The organism is Pedobacter petrophilus, assembly GCF_009674725.1.
GTDB lineage: Bacteria > Bacteroidota > Bacteroidia > Sphingobacteriales > Sphingobacteriaceae > Pedobacter > Pedobacter petrophilus.
Map to the genome: position 1 here is coordinate 12,217 of NZ_WKKH01000011.1, position 18,030 is coordinate 30,246.

At 38.6% G+C, this 18,030-nt stretch carries 16 protein-coding genes; 12 read left to right on the plus strand and 4 right to left on the minus strand.

Annotated elements, in window-relative coordinates:
- The first annotated feature begins 33 nt into the window (after positions 1-33).
- The 4 genes from guaB (at position 34) to GJU39_RS09085 (ending at position 6,004) form a co-directional block, all read left to right on the plus strand.
- On the plus strand, positions 34-1,503 hold the full coding sequence (gene guaB, locus GJU39_RS09070; RefSeq protein ID WP_154280473.1) for an IMP dehydrogenase: 1,470 nt from the start codon (positions 34-36) through the stop codon (positions 1,501-1,503).
- 524 nt (positions 1,504-2,027) lie between these two features.
- Positions 2,028-4,607: a TonB-dependent receptor gene (locus GJU39_RS09075; protein WP_154280474.1), complete on the plus strand. Its 2,580-nt coding sequence runs from the start codon at positions 2,028-2,030 to the stop codon at positions 4,605-4,607.
- A 286-nt stretch (positions 4,608-4,893) separates the two neighbouring features.
- Positions 4,894-5,487 carry an LOG family protein gene (locus GJU39_RS09080; RefSeq protein WP_154280475.1) on the plus strand — a complete coding sequence of 198 codons (594 nt, stop codon included), beginning with the start codon at positions 4,894-4,896 and terminating at the stop codon, positions 5,485-5,487.
- Between the two features lie 55 nt (positions 5,488-5,542).
- Positions 5,543-6,004 (plus strand): MaoC family dehydratase, encoded by a 462-nt coding sequence (locus GJU39_RS09085; RefSeq protein ID WP_154280476.1) that lies wholly within the window; start codon positions 5,543-5,545, stop codon positions 6,002-6,004.
- 80 nt (positions 6,005-6,084) lie between these two features.
- On the opposite strand, the gene GJU39_RS09090 is transcribed toward GJU39_RS09085, so the two are convergent.
- Positions 6,085-6,525, minus strand: a complete 441-nt coding sequence (locus tag GJU39_RS09090) for a DUF2721 domain-containing protein (protein ID WP_154280477.1) — start codon at positions 6,523-6,525, stop codon at positions 6,085-6,087.
- Between the two features lie 771 nt (positions 6,526-7,296).
- Here GJU39_RS09090 and GJU39_RS09095 point away from each other — a divergent pair.
- The 6 genes from GJU39_RS09095 (at position 7,297) to GJU39_RS09120 (ending at position 13,834) form a co-directional block, all read left to right on the plus strand.
- On the plus strand, positions 7,297-8,925 hold the full coding sequence (locus GJU39_RS09095) for an acyl-CoA carboxylase subunit beta (protein ID WP_154280478.1): 1,629 nt from the start codon (positions 7,297-7,299) through the stop codon (positions 8,923-8,925).
- A 56-nt stretch (positions 8,926-8,981) separates the two neighbouring features.
- Positions 8,982-9,368: a DUF3060 domain-containing protein gene (locus tag GJU39_RS09100; RefSeq protein WP_154280479.1), complete on the plus strand. Its 387-nt coding sequence runs from the start codon at positions 8,982-8,984 to the stop codon at positions 9,366-9,368.
- Positions 9,369-9,710: 342 nt separating this feature from the next.
- Complete coding sequence (locus GJU39_RS09105; RefSeq protein WP_154280480.1) at positions 9,711-10,022, plus strand: hypothetical protein; 312 nt, start codon at positions 9,711-9,713, stop codon at positions 10,020-10,022.
- Between the two features lie 149 nt (positions 10,023-10,171).
- Positions 10,172-11,128 (plus strand): thioredoxin-disulfide reductase, encoded by a 957-nt coding sequence (trxB, locus tag GJU39_RS09110; RefSeq protein WP_154280481.1) that lies wholly within the window; start codon positions 10,172-10,174, stop codon positions 11,126-11,128.
- A 145-nt stretch (positions 11,129-11,273) separates the two neighbouring features.
- Complete coding sequence (locus GJU39_RS09115; RefSeq protein ID WP_154280482.1) at positions 11,274-13,184, plus strand: beta-N-acetylhexosaminidase; 1,911 nt, start codon at positions 11,274-11,276, stop codon at positions 13,182-13,184.
- Between the two features lie 266 nt (positions 13,185-13,450).
- Positions 13,451-13,834, plus strand: coding sequence for a diacylglycerol kinase family protein (locus GJU39_RS09120; RefSeq protein ID WP_154280483.1), 384 nt, complete (start codon positions 13,451-13,453; stop codon positions 13,832-13,834).
- Here GJU39_RS09120 and GJU39_RS09125 read toward each other — a convergent pair.
- Genes GJU39_RS09125 through GJU39_RS09135 form a run of 3 tightly spaced genes read right to left on the minus strand, consistent with a single transcriptional unit; the run spans position 13,814 to position 15,500 of the window.
- Positions 13,814-14,383, minus strand: a complete 570-nt coding sequence (locus GJU39_RS09125) for a DUF922 domain-containing protein (RefSeq protein ID WP_154280484.1) — start codon at positions 14,381-14,383, stop codon at positions 13,814-13,816. The genes GJU39_RS09120 and GJU39_RS09125 overlap by 21 nt on opposite strands.
- A 27-nt stretch (positions 14,384-14,410) precedes the next feature.
- Positions 14,411-15,016, minus strand: a complete 606-nt coding sequence (locus GJU39_RS09130) for a hypothetical protein (RefSeq protein WP_154280485.1) — start codon at positions 15,014-15,016, stop codon at positions 14,411-14,413.
- Positions 15,003-15,500, minus strand: coding sequence for an RNA polymerase sigma factor (locus GJU39_RS09135; protein ID WP_154280486.1), 498 nt, complete (start codon positions 15,498-15,500; stop codon positions 15,003-15,005). Before GJU39_RS09135 ends, GJU39_RS09130 begins: the two co-directional genes overlap by 14 nt.
- A 160-nt stretch (positions 15,501-15,660) precedes the next feature.
- Here GJU39_RS09135 and GJU39_RS09140 point away from each other — a divergent pair, with 160 nt between their 5' ends.
- On the plus strand, positions 15,661-17,043 hold the full coding sequence (locus GJU39_RS09140) for a dicarboxylate/amino acid:cation symporter (protein WP_154280487.1): 1,383 nt from the start codon (positions 15,661-15,663) through the stop codon (positions 17,041-17,043).
- 135 nt (positions 17,044-17,178) lie between these two features.
- Entirely contained in the window at positions 17,179-17,679 is a 501-nt protein-coding gene (locus tag GJU39_RS09145) for a hypothetical protein (RefSeq protein WP_342448190.1), read from the plus strand.
- Positions 17,680-18,030: the final 351 nt, after the last annotated feature.

The following is an 18,030-nucleotide window of genomic DNA, read 5'->3' on the forward strand; positions in this document are numbered from 1 at the left end:
GCCTGGCAAATAATAAATCGTAATTTATTTGCTATGCAACTCGACTCCACAAAATTTATTGCAACAGGTTTAACATATGACGACGTACTTTTAGTACCCGCTTATTCAGAAATTCTGCCCCGCGATGTAAATACAGCCACTTTCTTAACCAAAAAAATCAAGCTTAACGTTCCGTTGATTTCTGCAGCAATGGATACCGTAACAGAAGCTGAACTTGCCATAGCCATTGCGCAAAATGGTGGTATTGGGATGTTACATAAAAACATGACGATTGAAAGACAAGCTGAAGAAGTTCGTAAAGTTAAACGTTCTGAAAGCGGAATGATTCAGGATCCGGTTACTTTATTGGAAACAGCAGTGGTTGCCGATGCTTTCAAAATTATGAAAGAACATAAGATCGGTGGCATCCCGGTGGTAAGCAGCGACAATAAATTAGTTGGAATTATTACCAACCGCGATTTACGTTTCCAAAAAAATATGGCAAGGCCAATTGCCGAAGTCATGACGAAAGAAAACCTTATTACTGCACCAGAAGGAACAAACCTGGTACAGGCAGAAGAAATTCTTCAGAATTATAAAATTGAAAAACTTCCGGTGGTAAGTAAAGACGGTTATTTAAGCGGCTTAATTACTTTTAAGGATATCTCTAAAGTTAAAAATTATCCTGCTGCCTGTAAAGATGAACGCGGACGTTTACGTGTTGGTGCTGCTGTTGGCGTAACTGCCGATACCTTGCAGCGTGTTGATGCCCTTGTAAATGCCGGGGTTGATGTGATTACCATTGATACCGCTCACGGGCATTCAAAAGGTGTAGTTGATAAGTTAAAAGAAGTAAAAGCAAAGTATCCTGATTTACAGGTGATTGTTGGAAACATTGCAACTGGAGCAGCAGCTAAATTTTTAGCAGATGCCGGCGCTGATGCCGTTAAAGTTGGTATTGGTCCGGGTTCTATCTGTACCACCAGAATTATTGCTGGTGTTGGTGTTCCACAATTATATGCAGTTTATGAATGTGCAAAGGCATTAAAAGGTACAGGCGTTCCGGTTATCGCTGATGGTGGAATTAAACATACCGGCGATATAGCGAAAGCAATCGCATCCGGTGCAGATACCGTAATGGCTGGTTCGTTATTCGCCGGAGTGGAAGAATCACCAGGTGAAACCATCATTTACGAAGGACGTAAATTTAAATCTTACCGTGGAATGGGTTCTATCGAAGCTATGGAACAAGGCTCTAAAGACCGTTATTTCCAGGATGTAGAAGATGATATTAAAAAATTAGTTCCCGAAGGAATTGTAGGTCGTGTGCCATTCAAAGGAACATTAGCCGAAGTAATGTATCAGTACATCGGCGGACTTCGTGCAAGTATGGGTTACTGTGGTGCAGCAACGATCGAGGCTTTACAAGAAGCGCAATTTGTTCAAATTACAGCTGCGGGAATGCGTGAAAGTCATCCACATGATATCACCATCACCAAAGAAGCACCAAATTATACTAGATAAGGTTGAAAGGTTGTTGAGCCTAAAGTTCCCATCTTACGTCGTCCTTTCGGCCATGGTGGAGAAATCTTCTAATTAAATAAATAAAAAACGGGGAGTCGGTAACGATAGCCCCGTTTTTTTATTTCCAAACAATATTTAAGTTCAGGTTACATGCATCAATGCATAGCTGGTAATTAAAGGTGGATTAAAAATCCACAGATATTATAGTCCGGAAATTCTTCCAGAATAATGAGGGTCACTTCTTCCGTCGTCATTTCGACTGTGGCAGAGCAATCTTTCATCATAAATAAATTTAAAAAGGCATTGACATGAACTCAATTCTGAAGAACTATTTCAAAATAAAATTTGGGAAGAAGGTTTTTTTAATATATTTGCCTACTAAATCTATAGATTTTATATAAATAATATGAAAAATATATCCAAAATCCATTGAAGCATTGTTGTTGTCGCGCTGCATGCTAAGAAAAAACACCCTGAACAGCACCCTAATCCATAAAAATAAACCGAACATTACTAAATTAATCATGAAAAAAAGTTTACTCTTACTGTTCTCTTTAATACTTTCAACCGGGGCACTTTTCGCTCAAAATGCCATCACTGGTATTGTTAAAGGCGCAAATGGGATTACGATTCCTAATGCAACGGTGAAAATAAGAGGAACCAATATTTCTGCAATTGCAGATGTAAATGGTGCCTTTACCATCGATGCAAAACAACAACCTCCGTTTTATATCCAAATCAGCTCGGTGGGTTATAAACCTCAGGATTTTCAAATTTTAAAATTTCAGGATACGCCGATAGAACTTGTTTTAATAGAAGACACACAGCTTGATGAGATCGTGGTAACCTCTAGAAGACGATCGGAAGTTTTGCAGGATGTACCCATTCCCATTACCGTGATCGGCGGACAAGCTGCTGAAAATGCCGGTGCTTTTAACGTTAATCGTTTGAAAGAATTGGTTCCTTCAGTTCAGCTTTACGCTTCAAACGCCAGGAATACAACATTAAATATTCGAGGGTTGGGATCAACTTTTGGTTTAACGAATGACGGGATTGATCCAGGGGTAGGTTTTTATGTAGATGGCGTTTATCATGCCCGTCCGGCGGCAACCTCTACAGATTTCCTTGATATTGAACAAATCGAAGTCATCCGCGGACCCCAGGGAACTTTATTTGGAAAAAATACAACGGCTGGTGCATTCAACATCACCACCACCAAACCCACTCAAACACCGACGGCGAAAGTTGAAATGAGTGTCGGGAATTACAACTTTATTCAGGCTAAAACCTCCGTTTCTGGAGGCGTGGCAAAAAATCTGGCTGCTAAAATTTCCATTTCAGGAACACAACGTGATGGTACCATTTACAATACCAGAGAGGAGCGTAGATATAGCGGACAAAACAATCTGGGTTTTAAGGGCCAGTTATACTTTACCCCGTCTGACAAATTAAAAATTTTATTAAGTGGCGATGTAAGCGTTCAGCATCCGGCAGGTTATCCGTTGGTAATAGCCGGGGTAACTACAACAGAACGAAGCGCATATCGCCAATACGCTAGAATCGTATCAGATTTAGGTTATCAGCAACCAAAAATAGATCCTTTCTCCAGAGAAATTAATACCAATACACCTTGGAGGCATAACCAATCTATTGGTGGAATTTCTTTAAATGTTGATTATAAAATTGGAAACGGAACATTAACCTCCACCACAGCCTGGAGATTCTGGAATTGGGATCCAACAAATGACAGGGATTTCTCTGAATTAGCTGCGCTCACTAAATCGCAGGGAAATTCACGTCACGATCAATATTCGCAGGAAATTCGGTATGCCGGAAACATTACAGAAAAGTTAAGCGGTGTAATCGGTGTATTTGTGTTAGGGCAAAACCTCCAGGGTTTAGGGCAGACGGAAGAAGTAGGTAAAGATCAATGGAGGTTTGTACAAACAGGAAATACAGGTACACAGGCATTGTATTCCACACCAGGTTTATTGGATGGCTTCGGCATTAAAACCAACTCTACCATTAAATCTTTAAGCGCCGCAGTTTTTGGTCAGGTAGATTGGGAAGTGATTGAACATTTACACGTTTTACCTGGCTTAAGGTTTACATACGACAAAAAAGATGTAGACTATGACCGCAATACTTATGGCGGACTGCAAACTACAGACGCGGCATTGCTGGCACTAAAAGCGGCGGTGTACAGCAATCAGCAATTTAATACCAGTACAGAAAATAACAATTTATCCGGCAACATTACGCTATCATACCGGCCTAATCCGAAATTAAACCTTTATGGTACTTTTTCTACTGCTTATAAACCAGTTGGAGTTAACGTGGGTGGCTTGCCGACCACGGCAAATGGTCAGGCTGATTTGACATTAGCCGTAGTAAAACCAGAATATGTAGAACATTACGAATTGGGTGTTAAAACAAAACCTTTTAAAGGTGCGATATTAAATGTAACGGCGTTTAATACCGATATCAAAGATTATCAAACCAATGTACAATCACCTCAATTGGGTGTAAACAGGGGTTATCTGGCCAATGCCGAAAAGGTAAAAGTAAAAGGATTAGAGATTGATGGAACATATCAATTAGAACGTTTTTTAACCCTAAATGCAGCACTGGCCTATCTTGATGGGAAATATGTAAAATTTACCAATGCACCACTTCCGCTGGAAGAAACCGGCCATACTGAATTGGTAAATGGCGTGGCTACCCAAGTAGCATTTAAAGATGCTTCTGGAGGCAGGTTGCCCGGTATCTCGAAATGGAATGTTTCCGGGGGGGCAGAGTTTAGCACTCCAGGTAATTTGGCCACTAAGCCAGGCCGGTATTTTATAGCGGGGGATGCCAGTTACCGTTCTACTTATTCTTCGAATCCTACACCATCAAGTGTATTAAATGTTCAGGGTTATTCGCTGTTAAATGCCAGACTTGGATTTAAATCTGATAAGTTTTCCGTATTTGTATGGAGCAGGAACTTAACCAATAAAAACTATTATGAGCAGCTACAGGCAGCTGCAGGTAATTCCGGTTTATATGCAGGTGTACTTGGAGATCCAAGAACCTACGGCGCTACCTTCCGTTACAGTTTTTAATTTTTAAGAACCTTGCGGAAGATCAGAGCCGCAGGGTTCATATAATGTTCTCTTAATTTTTGATTAAAAGCGTCGGGTACCCGGCGTTTTTTGTTTTAAGCTTCTATGTTATAGGAATATATAATGATTGTCACCATCATATATTTTGAATGGAGGTTAATTAAACATTGAAACAGCTGCTAAAAAAGTGTTTTAGATCATAATCGCATCAAAGTAACAGCTTTGTGCAGAATTAAAATTTATAGCACACGGATAAAATCTTAACTTCGCTAAATTTTTTAATCAGATGAATAAGCTTAAAGCGGTTTGTGTTTATTGTGGTTCAAACTTTAACGGCGATCTACAGTTACGTAAAGCCATTAAACAGTTGGCAGATGTTCTTGTCAGAGAAGAAATCAAATTGGTATACGGCGGAGGAAGTGTAGGTGTGATGGGCATTCTTGCAAATGACATTTTAAATGCCGGCGGCCTGGTTACAGGTGTGATTCCGCAATTTCTGATGGATAAAGAAGTAGGTCATAAAGGACTTACGGAAATGATCCTGACTGAAAATATGCATCAGCGCAAGCAAAAAATGGCAGATCTGAGCGATGGCTTTGTGATTTTGCCAGGCGGTTTCGGAACCCTCGAAGAGTTTTTTGAAGTACTAACCTGGCTGCAATTAGGCCTCCATCATAAACCTATAGGTGTTTTAAACGTAGATGGATTTTACGATCCGCTATTTGCACAGATGGAAATGATGGTAAGAAGCAAGTTTTTGAAACCAGCCAATCGGGATTTGGTTTTTAATGAAACTGATGCAGAAATACTGATTGACAAAATGGATCATTTTTCGGCCGTGCCGGATGAAGTCTGGTTTAAGGAAAGAAATTTAATCTAAGTAACTGTTAAACAACTACAATTTTAGGGTTACTATCACTATAAAGATTCATAAAATGCAAATTATTACATCTCACGCAGAATTTGAACAACATTTAGGTAAAGCGCTTGGTGTTTCTTCGTGGCATACCATCACGCAGGAACAAATTAACAAGTTTGCAGATGCCACGTTAGACTATCAGTGGATTCATACAGACGAAGAAAAAGCAAAAAATGAAGGCCCCTTTGGCTCCACAATCGCCCATGGATACTTAACACTTTCGCTCATTCCGTATCTCTGGAAAGAAATTGTTGATATTCAGAAGCTAAAAATGGAGATCAACTATGGGATTGAAAGCCTGAGATTTGCGCAGCCGGTCCTCGTAAATGCTAAAATCAGGCTAAAAGCCAAATTAGCCTCTATTGTTAACTTACGTGGCGTAACGAAAGTTCATATGGCAATAGAAATGGAAATAGAAGGTCAGAAAAAACCTGCGTTTTCAGGCGAAGTGGTTTTTTTATATCACTTCATTAGCTAACTTCAAAATATTTTATCTTAAGCTAATGTCGCATGGTGTAATGATTTGCATCATGCTACTTTAGCTAAAGTTCTTGATTGTTATTTCTTAAATTTCTTTTTGATGAATCCACCTAATGATTCATCGTCCAGACCTTCTAAAGTGCTCAACTCCAATTCCAGTGCTTTCGTGCTGATCTGTATTTCGATCAAAGAGATAATTAATGAAATCATGAAGAATATTAAACTGAGTGCAAAAAGTAATTCAGCAACTATATTCCATTCCAAATAAATAAAAAACATGCAGAACAGGCAACTGGCGAAACTTAACACACCAAATGCCTGCATGTTCTTAATCAGTTTTAACCGATAGCGAAGGTTTTTAATCTGATTCTGCAAACCAATATTTTTCTCGCCTTCCTCATACTTAGCTTTCAAACTCCTGACTAATGTTGCTAAAGCCAAAAAACGATTAGTATAAGCCAGCATGATCAGGCTGATGGCAGGAAACAGTAAAGCAGGAATATTGATGGTTAGCTCCATTAATGAGGTTTTTTCAAAAGTATTATTTTAAAATGATTTTGTGTGTGTAAACGCAAAGGGAAGGAAGTTTTTCGCGAAGAACGCAAAGCCGGATTATGAGCTTGAATGATGAGATTAATTGTATGTAATATAATCTTTGCGATTTCTCTGTGGTTAATATTTGCTATCAGTTAACCGCAAAGAGAAGGGAAGTTTTTCGCGAAGAACGCAAAGCCGGGAGTACAGATATTTTATGAGGTTGAATGATGAATTTAGTTGTAGGTAATGTAACCTCTGCAATTTCTCTGTGGTTTTTTCTCTGTTTCCTCTGTGGTTATTATTTTTTCTCAACAAAATGCTAAGGAGTAAGTTAACCACCGAGAACATTGAGTTTAAAAGTATAATGAGATTAAGATGTGCTTTTGAAATGATATGGTTAAACGCAAAGCAAAGAAGACTTCTCGCAAATAATGCAAAGCTGGGTGTGTAGGTTTAACCACTAAGCACACGGAGTTGGTACAGTTAATATTAAGATCAATTATTTGAAACTTATTCTCTGTGATTTTTTCTCTGTTTCCTCTGTGGTTATTATTTTCTGATCAAAATGCTAAGAGCAAGTTAACCACCGAGAGCACATAGAATACTGAAATCAATAGTTTAAACTTATTCTCTATGGTTTTTTCTTTATTTCTTTGCGGTTTTTCTTTTTGTTATTTGCGGTAAAACACACCTTAGACCAGAAACCAATTTGGTCGCCATGCTTAATTCCGAAATAAGATTTAAATTGCCATCATGGATATCGAATTCAATAAGAACGAAGATGTAAACAAACAACTGGTTTACGAGCTGAAAACCAAACTGAAAAAGATTTACCTTGGTGGCGGCGAAAAAAACGCTGCTAAACAAAAAGAAAAAGGTAAGTTACTGGCCCGTGAACGAATTGCTTACCTGATTGATAAAAATTCAGAATTTCTGGAGGTTGGTGCTTTCACCGCTGATGGAATGTATGCTGAACAAGGCGGTTGTCCGTCTGCCGGTGTGGTTTGTGGTATCGGATATGTAAGCGGTAGACAGTGCATGATCGTTGCCAATGATGCAACAGTAAAGGCTGGCGCATGGTTTCCAATGACTGCCAAGAAAAACCTTCGGGCACAGGAAATCGCCATGGAAAATCGCCTGCCGGTTATCTACCTGGTAGATAGCGCCGGCGTCTATTTACCTATGCAGGATGAAATTTTTCCAGATAAAGAACACTTCGGAAGGATGTTTCGGAACAATGCGATGATGTCGGCAGAGGGTATTGTACAAATTTCTGCAATTATGGGGGCTTGTGTAGCGGGCGGTGCATACCTTCCTATTATGAGTGATGAGGCCATGATTGTGGATAAAACCGGTTCCGTATTTTTAGCGGGCTCCTATCTCGTGAAATCTGCAATAGGAGAGGATGTTGACAACGAAACCCTGGGCGGGGCAACCACGCATTGTGAAATTTCTGGTGTTACCGATTATAAGCATCCAAATGAACAGGCTTGTTTAGACAGCATTCGGAATATCATGAGCATGTTAGGCGCTCCGCAAAATGCCGGCTTCGATCGAATCAAACCTGTCAAGCCAAAGGAAATTGAAACGGAGCTCTATGGAATTATCCCTGAAAACCGGGATAAGCAATACGAAATAATGGATATCATCAGCCGTTTGGTTGATAATTCTGAATTTGAAGAATATAAAAAGGGCTATGGACAAAGCATTGTTTGTGGTTTAGGCCGTATAGACGGATGGGCTGTGGGAATTGTAGCCAACCAACGGAAGGTGGTGAAGTCGAAAAAAGGTGAAATGCAATTTGGGGGGGTAATTTACTCAGACAGTGCAGATAAAGCTACCCGATTCATTATGAACTGCAACCAAAAGAAAATTCCGCTGGTTTTTTTACAGGATGTAACCGGGTTTATGGTAGGTAGTCGGTCAGAGCATGGGGGCATTATCAAGGATGGCGCAAAAATGGTGAATGCCGTGGCTAATTCTGTGGTGCCAAAATTCACGATCGTGATGGGAAACTCCTATGGTGCCGGTAATTATGCCATGTGTGGTAAAGCTTATGATCCGAGGCTAATCTATGCCTGGCCAACCGCTAAAATTGCGGTAATGGGCGGTGCCCAGGCGGCTAAAACCTTGTTGCAAATTCAACAAGCATCCTTGAAAGCAAAGGGAGAAGTGATCACACCAGAAAAAGAAGCAGAACTTTTAAAGGAAATCACCGATAAATATGATAGTCAGACTACTCCATACTACGCAGCATCAAGACTTTGGGTAGATGGAATAATTGATCCCCTGGAAACCAGAAAAGTTATTTCAATGGGAATTGAGGCTGCAAATCAATCTCCAATAACCAGGAAATTTAACGTCGGAATTATTCAAACCTGATGATAAATACCCAGTAGTATAATCTTTGTATAATTACCCCCCTAAACTAACCTGATATGAAAAACCTAAGAAGAACATTGACGTTAATGGCAATCTTATTTACGACAACGTTAGTTACCAAAGCTCAAAATGTAAAGCCAGGAATGCAGGAAACCGGAGAAACTATTAATGTTACGGGAAGTGGTATCGACAAAACGATCGAAGCCACCGGAAACGAAAATATTAATATCGAGGGGAGCAGCATTAATGTGGTAATCACAGGAAACTGCAACAGCATCAAGGTAGTCGGAGCAGCCATCCGGGTGAAAGCTCAAGGTGTGAGAAATATTCGCATTCAAGGCGCTGATTCTGGGGTTACCTATACTTCCAGCCCAAATAAAAATGGAAAAGCTATTTCAAGTGTTTCAGGAGCGGCTAGTTACGTCACTAAAATTAAACCCTAACTTATCAGGTTAAGCATTCGGGATAGATCCAGCTTCTGGAATGCTTTTTAGTTTATAAAAGCGCAAAGCTGCTAAATAAATTTTAAAATTTAGTTTAGATAATTAACTATGTTTGGATTATTCAGTAATAAAAAAAGAGGACTAAAAGTTTTTGATAAAATTTGGATGTGAGATAAAGCTAAATTTAAAGCTTGTCTCGAACTGAAAAAATCCAGTCCTGATGTCTTATTTGTTGCGTGGTTCGAAGAAACAAAAAACAAACTTCAAGCTTATTTTCATGAAAATCAGCTCGAGGAACATATTTACCTCGCAAATTATTTGAACATAACACAAGCAAACAAAATGTTAATTTTTGTAGAACATCATCCTTTGCAAACCGAAGAACAGCGAAAGGCCGAGGAATTAGGAAAAGATGAAATAACGGTCTTCTCATCATTATCCGAACCTATTTTTAAATTGTTCAGTGGAGAACGCATGGTTGATTTGCTTAAAAAGATGGGTTTGAAGGAAGACGAAATGATTGAAAATGATATGATAAGCAGCGCTATTCAAAGTGCGCAGAAAAAAATAGCTTTAAAAACCATAATCAGTGGCTCAGCAAGGTCGCAAGCAGATTGGATTTTAAACGCAGGTCTAAACGAACAATCTATGTAAGTTTTACAAAGAACTTTTTTATCTCGTGAAAATATCAGAGCTGTTTTATAACTGTTAATAAGTAAACTATGTTGACAATGAATACTTGTCAACAATTGTTTAAAGCATTAAATTTGCGCTACAAATAAAGAATTCAAATACACGCTATAATGTCACAAGAAAACGAACACGTTCAGTGTTTAATCATTGGATCAGGTCCTGCAGGTTATACTGCTGCAATTTATGCTGCCAGAGCCGATTTAAAACCAATTATGTATACTGGCATGCAAGCCGGTGGTCAGTTGACACAAACTACAGATGTAGAAAATTTTCCTGGTTATCCGCAGGGAATCATGGGGCCTGAAATGATGGAAGATTTCCGTAAGCAGGCAGAACGTTTTGGTACAGATATCCGTTTCGGTTACATCAGTTCAGTAGATTTCTCTTCTACGCCGCACAAGATCGTTGTAGATGAAATTAAAACCATTACTGCTGATACCGTAATTATTGCCACCGGAGCAACAGCAAAGTGGTTAGGCTTGCCAAGTGAACAGCAATATAATGGTTTTGGTGTATCTGCTTGTGCAGTTTGCGATGGTTTCTTCTTTAAAGGGCAAGATGTGGCCATTGTTGGTGCCGGAGATACCGCCGCTGAAGAAGCAACTTATTTGGCTAAACTTTGTAAAACTGTTCATTTATTGGTGCGTAGAGATGAATTCAGAGCATCTAAAACGATGGTTGCCCGTGTTTTAGCTACCCCAAACATCGTGGTTCATTACAATACTGAAACGCAGGAAATTCTTGGGAATGGTAAAAACGTTACCGCTGTAAAAGTGATCAATAACCAGTCTAATGAAGTATCAGAAATTGCTGTTGAAGGTTTCTTCGTAGCGATAGGGCATAAGCCAAATACTGATATTTTCAAAGGTCAGTTAGATATGGATGAAACCGGATATTTAAATACTAAACCAGGTTCTACGTTAACCAATATTGAAGGTGTTTTTGCTTGCGGTGATGTACAGGATATGTATTACAGGCAAGCGGTTACTGCCGCAGGTTCTGGCTGTATGGCTGCTTTAGATGCCGAAAGGTATTTAGCGGCGAAAGAACATCCTGTTGAAGCATAACATTATTATTACCCCTATTTTGAAGAGAGAAACCCAATCAGGTTTCTCTTTTTTTGTTCGTAACAAAAAAGTGTGAATAAGAATCTTCCCGTAATTTATATCTTAGATTGTTTTTAATAAAATTCGACCTAAAACAAACCTGATTATGAACAAAGCATTATCCATTTTTATAGGAGTATTAATGAGTACAACTGCATTTGCACAAAGTGATCCAAACCTGGGCATTATTCCAGCGCCGGTTTCCATCACCAGGGCCAATGGAAATTTCGTCTTAGATAAAACGACTATTTTAATTAATCAAAGCATAGACGGTGCTAAAATAAATGATCTTTTAAATGCATTTATAGTAACTAAAGCGGGTTTCGCCCTTAGAGAAGCTAAAGTTGCACAGCCAAACCAAAAAAGTATCCTTTTAACTTCAAGTGGCGCAGATAAATTACCTGCTGAAGGATATACGATTAAAGTAACTCCAAATCAGGTAGTGATTACAGGCAGTGGTGCAGGATTATTTTATGCTGTTCAGTCTGTAATGCAAATGATGCCAGCGAAAGTGGCTGATAAGATTCCTATTCCGGCTGTTACAATTAATGATTATCCTCGTTTCAGCTATCGTGGAACGATGCTCGATGTTTCTCGTCATTTCTTTCCAATTTCATTTATCAAAAAGTATATAGATCAGCTGGCTTACTATAAAATTAATACTTTCCACTGGCATTTAACTGATGACCAGGGATGGAGATTGGAAATTAAAAAATATCCGAAATTGACAACTGTTGGGGCTGTTAGAAATGGTTCGATCATTGGACATTATCCTGGAACCGGAAACTATTTAACAGAGGTAAAAGGTTTTTACACTCAGGATGAAGCTAAAGAAATTGTTAAATATGCAGCGGAACGTTACATCACAGTAATTCCTGAAATTGAATTGCCAGGCCATGCTTCTGCAGCTATTGCAGCTTATCCGGCGCTGAGTGCTTTCCCGGATCGCGATACTTTTGTAAATGAGAAAACCGCTTGGGCAGGATCGAGAAAAGGTAAACAAGTGCAGCAAACATGGGGCGTTTTTGATGATATTTTTGTTCCTTCTGAAAACACCTTTACGGTTTTAAATGATATTTTAGATGAGGTTATTGCTATTTTTCCATCTAAATATATTCACATTGGCGGAGATGAAGCACCAAAAACCTATTGGAAAGAATCGCCATTTTGCCAGGCTTTAATGAAAGAAAAAGGTTTAAAAGATGAGCATGAATTGCAAAGTTATTTTATCCAGAGGATAGAAAAACATGTGAATGGAAAAGGACGCTCCATTATTGGCTGGGATGAGATTTTGGAAGGTGGTTTAGCACCAAACGCAACGGTAATGAGCTGGAGAGGAGAAGATGGAGGAATCGCTGCAGCACAACAAAACCACGATGTGATTATGACTCCGGGTTCTATGGGGTTATACATCGATCACCAGCAGTCTGATTCACCTGATGAGCCGGTTACTATCGGTGGTTTAGCACCTTACCAAAAGATTTATGCTTATGATCCGATTCCAAAAGTTTTAACAGCTGATCAAAGAAAATACATTAAAGGTGTTCAGGCTAACATGTGGACTGAATATATTAAAACAACAAATAAGGTTGAGAATCATGCTTTCCCACGATTAATGGCCTTATCAGAAATTGCCTGGAGCCCGGTTGATCGTAAAGATCTGAAGAATTTTGCGGAAGACCGTTTACCGGTACATCTTGCCCGCCTGGATAAAATGGGCGTTAACTTTTGGGTGCCAACACCCATCGGACAAAGTGAAAAAGTGCTAAATGGTGGTGATTTTACTATTGATCTTAAGGTTCCTGTTACTGGCGGAAAAATCTATTATTCATTAGATTCTTCAAGACCATCAGAAAATGCATTCTTATACACTTCACCAATAAAAGTTACTGTTCCGAAAGGAGAGAAGAGGGCGCTTAGAACGATTGTAATTGCACCGAGTGGCAAAAGAAGTGTAACTACCGAGACGATTTTAAATAACGGAGCACCGGAGGTAAAAGCAGAAGCAAAGAAATAAAACAGTATTATTTTGAAAAGCTAATTGATTAATTTGGGGAGACCAAAATGAACCCCAGATAGCATTGTTTTACAGAAATATACTTTACAGCATCTCTTGTTAATAATAGGGATGCTGTTTTGTTTTGATCGTCCTCCTGAACTTGATTCAGGACCTTTGCGTCGATAAGATGTTTAAAAAATTAGCAAACATGATTTAAGCATAACCTTTCAAGCAGAAGCAAATACATTATCTTTCTAACCATTAGCTTTAGTACCTTTAACCCCATGGAAAAAAGCCAGAGATTTTCTGTCATAAACCGTTTAAAAAGCTTTAAATATGCCTTTAACGGTTTAAAGTTATTTTTTCAAAATGATCACAATGGTCGTGTGCACTTATTTGCTGCAGTTATTGCCATTGGGTTATCCTGGTTACTCCATATCTCAGCGCTGGAATGGATTGCTGTTCTTATGGTAATTGCTGCGGTGATGGTAACCGAGATCATTAATGCTGCTATTGAAAAATTAGCTGATGTCGTCTCTCCAGGTTATCATCCAAAAATTAAAATTGTAAAAGATTTAGCAGCTGGTGCAGTACTGATGACCACTTTTTTAGCGTTAGCTGTAGGCGCACTGATTTTTATACCTAAATTATTTGCCTGCATCAGCTAAGGCAGCCGCCTTAGATTCTTCCGCTTTATCCTGGATAATCTGATCCCAACGGGCCTGTATTTTGTGATTGCTGCCATGCTGTGTTTCTTCATCGTAATTACGCTGCATGGTGTCGAAGTACGTACTTATTTCATTTGCCAGTTGCGAAATTTGTGTCTTATAATTCGTTACCGAATAAGTTCTGTTTTTTAAAACCCTTTCAGCTTCAGAAAGTAGAATATATTGAATGTTTACATGACCTTGCTCATGATGAAGCAAATCTGCGCTTACCTGTGGGTTTTTTATCCTGTCCCATTTCACCCATGATCGATCTTTGTCTATTCTGATTTCATTTTTTAGTCTGATTGTTACCCGGTTTCTGGAAACAGCAGATTCATAACTATACTGCCATGTCATGGCAGTTAGCGCAAAGAAAGGAGAATTCATATCGGCATTGCCTTTAAAATGCGTTTCCCAGTTTAGCTGAACAGGTTCAGTAATATCTTGTTTAAACGCAAATGTACAAGGCAAAGCCAGCAAAACAAGAAAGGGAATAAGCAGTTTTTTCATTTCAATTTCTCATTGAAAAAACCGTGCCTAAAATTTTTCAGGAGCCGAAATTTGTCCGCTTATCCGTTCAAATTTCTCAATTAGTAAAGCAATTCTTTCTTTTTCCCTCTTAATTACGGCTCTACGTAAGATAGTTGAGCAAAACAAAATCCAGAGAAAGGTTAAGCCTATCGCAATTATTTTCTGAACGAGGTTAAAGTGACTTAGAATTTCAATAAAGTAAAAAAATATACCGGTTGAAAGCGCTACTGTATAGAACCAGTATAATGAATTATAAAGCTTATAACGATTTAACTGATACGTTTTTAAGTTGTTTAAGTATTCCTGAGGATGAGCTGTAAAATCTGTTTTGGCAATTAGCCTGTAGTCTCTGTAAAGAATGAGCGTGTAAATACCAATGGTAATAATGGTAATGCTTATCCCTACGTGGGTAGTCCACGAATCAAAATGAAAAAATATCCATAAAGCTGCAATGGCAATAAAGGAAGCGGCCATGCCTATAATATTAAGGGCAGATTTGAACTTCAAACCGTTTACTTCTTTTTTAGCCTGTTGCAGCATTTCATCAGCAGAAAACTTAACTTCTACCTCGTGCTTTTGCCACAACTCTTGTATTTGATCAAACGCTTGCATATTGGTTGTATAGTTCTGTTAATTTTTGTTTAATGCGGTGAATTTTTACTCTGAGGTTGCCTTCACTGATACCGGAAATGTCGGCAATTTCGTGGTAAGGCAATTCATCTAGTACCATGGTAATGATCAAACGATCATTTTCTTCGAGTTTAGATATACATTGATATAATAAGGCTACCTGTTCATTTTTCTCAGAAAACTCTTCAATTTTATTTTCAATGATATTCTCCGTTAATTCATCTTTAGCCTGTCTTTTTTCTGATCTTAAATAAGTTAAACAGGTATTTACGGCAATTCTATAGATCCAGGTAGAGATTAAAGATTTGTTTCTAAATTTATCCAGATTTTGCCAGACCTTTAAAAAAGTTTCTTGTAAAAGGTCGTTTGCTGCATCGGTATCTCCTGTATAACCATAACATAAATGGAATATCTTTTTGGAATTAGAATCAAAGATTTCTTTAAATAGTTTGTCTTTTTGTTCCATTTAAGGGCGTGTAGTTGATATTTAGATAGGAATGGGGTGTTAATGTTACAGCTAAAGTAAAAATTTAAGTGATCTTTCTCCGTGTAATAAATCAAAATTTGTTACACCACGTAAATATCGTAGTTTTACCAAATTAATAAAGCCACAAACTTTTTTATTCATGAAGAAAAACAAACTCACGCTTTTCATTTTCTTAGCGCTGATTGCCGGTATTGCATTGGGCTACATTTTAAATGTCAATTCTATTGATGTTTATAACCAAAATATTCTCAATGCAGATGCAAAAGTAAAAAGTATAGAAGTAAGTATCACTAAAACTACCGATACCAGCTCTGCTACCTTTACTCAACTCAAAGCAGAGCGGAAGGTTAATGCCGCTATCAAAAAAGAAAACGAAGAAATCCGCGAAAAGAAACTAGAGTATTTTACGCTGTTAAGCGATATTTTTCTTCGCCTGATTAAGATGATTGTAGCACCGCTCGTATTTACCACCCTGGTGGTTGGTGTTGCAAAAGTTGGTGATATTAAGGCTGTAGGCCGGATTGGTGGTAAAACCCTGGGTTGGTTTATGGCTATGTCTTTAATGTCACTGGTGCTGGGGTTAATTCTGGTTAATTTATTTGAGCCAGGAAAACACATGCAATTAACCTTGCCAGATCAATTGGTCAATACCGGGATTCAGAAAGCTTCTATGAGCGTTAAGGATTTTATTGCGCACGTATTTCCGAAAAGTATTGCCGAATCTATGGCAAACAATGAGATTTTGCAGATTGTGGTGTTTTCCCTGTTCTTCGGTGTAGCTACTGCTGCTATTGGAGATTTGGGTAAGGTGGTAATCAAAGCTTTCGATGCCATTGCCCACGTAATTTTAAAAATGACAGGCTATGTAATGAACTTTGCGCCTTTAGCGGTGTTCGGCGCCATGACGGCTATTGTAGCCAAACAGGGTCTGAACGTTTTAAATACTTATGCCATATTTATCGGAGAGTTTTATCTGGGCCTCGCTATACTGTGGTGTGTATTAATCTTTTTGGGTTTTCTAATCTTGAAAAAGCGTGTGTTCCGTTTGGTGAACGATATGAAGGAGCCTGCAATTCTGGCTTTCAGTACGGCAAGTAGTGAGGCAGCCTATCCTAAAACGATGATGCTGCTGGAGCGTTTTGGCTGTAAAGATAAGATTGTAAGTTTCGTATTGCCATTGGGTTACTCCTTTAATCTTGATGGCTCCATGATGTACATGACATTTGCTTCATTGTTTATTGCGCAGGCTTATGGGATCCATCTGGGTTTTGAACAACAAATTTCCATGTTACTGATCTTAATGTTAACCAGTAAGGGAATTGCTGGAGTACCTCGGGCTTCACTGGTGGTAATTGCTGGCACAATAGCAAGTTTTAACATTCCCGAAGCTGGCCTGGCATTGTTAATTGGTATCGATCCGTTATTGGATATGGGTCGTTCTGCAACTAATGTAGTAGGTAACTCAATTGCCACCGCAGTGGTGAGTAAATGGGAGGGAGAGTTAAAAGAGTCTGAAGTCTGAAGTCATGAGTCTGGAGTTTTAGTCATCAGTCTGGATCATTCATACGAAATTCATTAAATTTCATCAGCTTTGCATCCGTATCTTAAAAATATCGTTTCATAAAATCAAAATTTAAACATTCAATCATTATAAATCGTGTCAAGTAAAGGAAAAAAAATATTCTTAGCCATTACCATCATCGTGCCGATGATTATTTACTGTTACATCTATTATAAGCCAATTATTCAGAATGCGCCTTTCCGCAAAAATGATTTTGTGTCGATGCAGTTTAGCTACGGTCTAAAAGATACTTTAGAAAATACGTATGATTCTAAAACCGGTGTATACCATTATGTAAATAACAAAGATTCTGTGATTACTAAAAAGTTCTTTTTGAAGAGTGACGACGTTTTATACATGCATAGAAAAGCAAATGAAATAGGTTTGTGGAATTTTCCGGACACTATTGGTAGAAAAAGTGATAAATCAAAGCGGGTTCCCCGATATGATATTACTTTTAATTATAAAGAAAAATCGAAACACGTAACCGTTTATGGCGATTTTGATGGCAATCCGAAACTATTGGATGCAGCTGTTCAAATGAGAAAGATTATTCAGGAGACACTCTTGCAGGCGGAAAAACGCTCAGGTAAATAGCAATAGATATTTATCATGGAAGCCTTTAACATTAGTCTTGTTAAAGGCTTTTTTATTTTAAATTGCCTAAGGATTTGGAAATGAAAGGAAGTACTTGTGGCGGTCTTCCGTCCCGCTTTCCGTTATAAGCACCGCTAAAGGAGCGGAGGCTTCCACTGCAATCGGGTTTAAGAACAACAGCTGGTACTCTATGGCTAATCACTTCCGCAAACAATAAGGTTAAATTGGAGGGGCGCTAACACTGGTTTGACATGCTGCCCTCCGTTAATTAAACCTGATGGAAATGAAAAGCCCGGAGTGTAACGAGGACTTGTAATGTACAGCAGGGCAGGAGCAACCGAAGCATTACCG

Excerpts from the sequence above, each read along its gene's own strand:
- GJU39_RS09125 (WP_154280484.1), bottom strand. The coding sequence starts at position 14,383 with ATGAAAAAACTGCTTATTCCCTTTCTTGTTTTGCTGGCTTTGCCTTGT.
- GJU39_RS09085 (WP_154280476.1), top strand. The coding sequence starts at position 5,543 with ATGCAAATTATTACATCTCACGCAGAATTTGAACAACATTTAGGTAAA.
- GJU39_RS09140 (WP_154280487.1), top strand. The coding sequence starts at position 15,661 with ATGAAGAAAAACAAACTCACGCTTTTCATTTTCTTAGCGCTGATTGCC.
- GJU39_RS09095 (WP_154280478.1), top strand. The coding sequence starts at position 7,297 with ATGGATATCGAATTCAATAAGAACGAAGATGTAAACAAACAACTGGTT.
- GJU39_RS09075 (WP_154280474.1), top strand. The coding sequence starts at position 2,028 with ATGAAAAAAAGTTTACTCTTACTGTTCTCTTTAATACTTTCAACCGGG.
- GJU39_RS09090 (WP_154280477.1), bottom strand. The coding sequence starts at position 6,525 with ATGGAGCTAACCATCAATATTCCTGCTTTACTGTTTCCTGCCATCAGC.
- GJU39_RS09080 (WP_154280475.1), top strand. The coding sequence starts at position 4,894 with ATGAATAAGCTTAAAGCGGTTTGTGTTTATTGTGGTTCAAACTTTAAC.
- GJU39_RS09130 (WP_154280485.1), bottom strand. The coding sequence starts at position 15,016 with ATGCAAGCGTTTGATCAAATACAAGAGTTGTGGCAAAAGCACGAGGTA.
- GJU39_RS09115 (WP_154280482.1), top strand. The coding sequence starts at position 11,274 with ATGAACAAAGCATTATCCATTTTTATAGGAGTATTAATGAGTACAACT.
- GJU39_RS09135 (WP_154280486.1), bottom strand. The coding sequence starts at position 15,500 with ATGGAACAAAAAGACAAACTATTTAAAGAAATCTTTGATTCTAATTCC.
- GJU39_RS09120 (WP_154280483.1), top strand. The coding sequence starts at position 13,451 with ATGGAAAAAAGCCAGAGATTTTCTGTCATAAACCGTTTAAAAAGCTTT.
- GJU39_RS09100 (WP_154280479.1), top strand. The coding sequence starts at position 8,982 with ATGAAAAACCTAAGAAGAACATTGACGTTAATGGCAATCTTATTTACG.
- guaB (WP_154280473.1), top strand. The coding sequence starts at position 34 with ATGCAACTCGACTCCACAAAATTTATTGCAACAGGTTTAACATATGAC.
- trxB (WP_154280481.1), top strand. The coding sequence starts at position 10,172 with ATGTCACAAGAAAACGAACACGTTCAGTGTTTAATCATTGGATCAGGT.
- GJU39_RS09105 (WP_154280480.1), top strand. The coding sequence starts at position 9,711 with ATGTTAATTTTTGTAGAACATCATCCTTTGCAAACCGAAGAACAGCGA.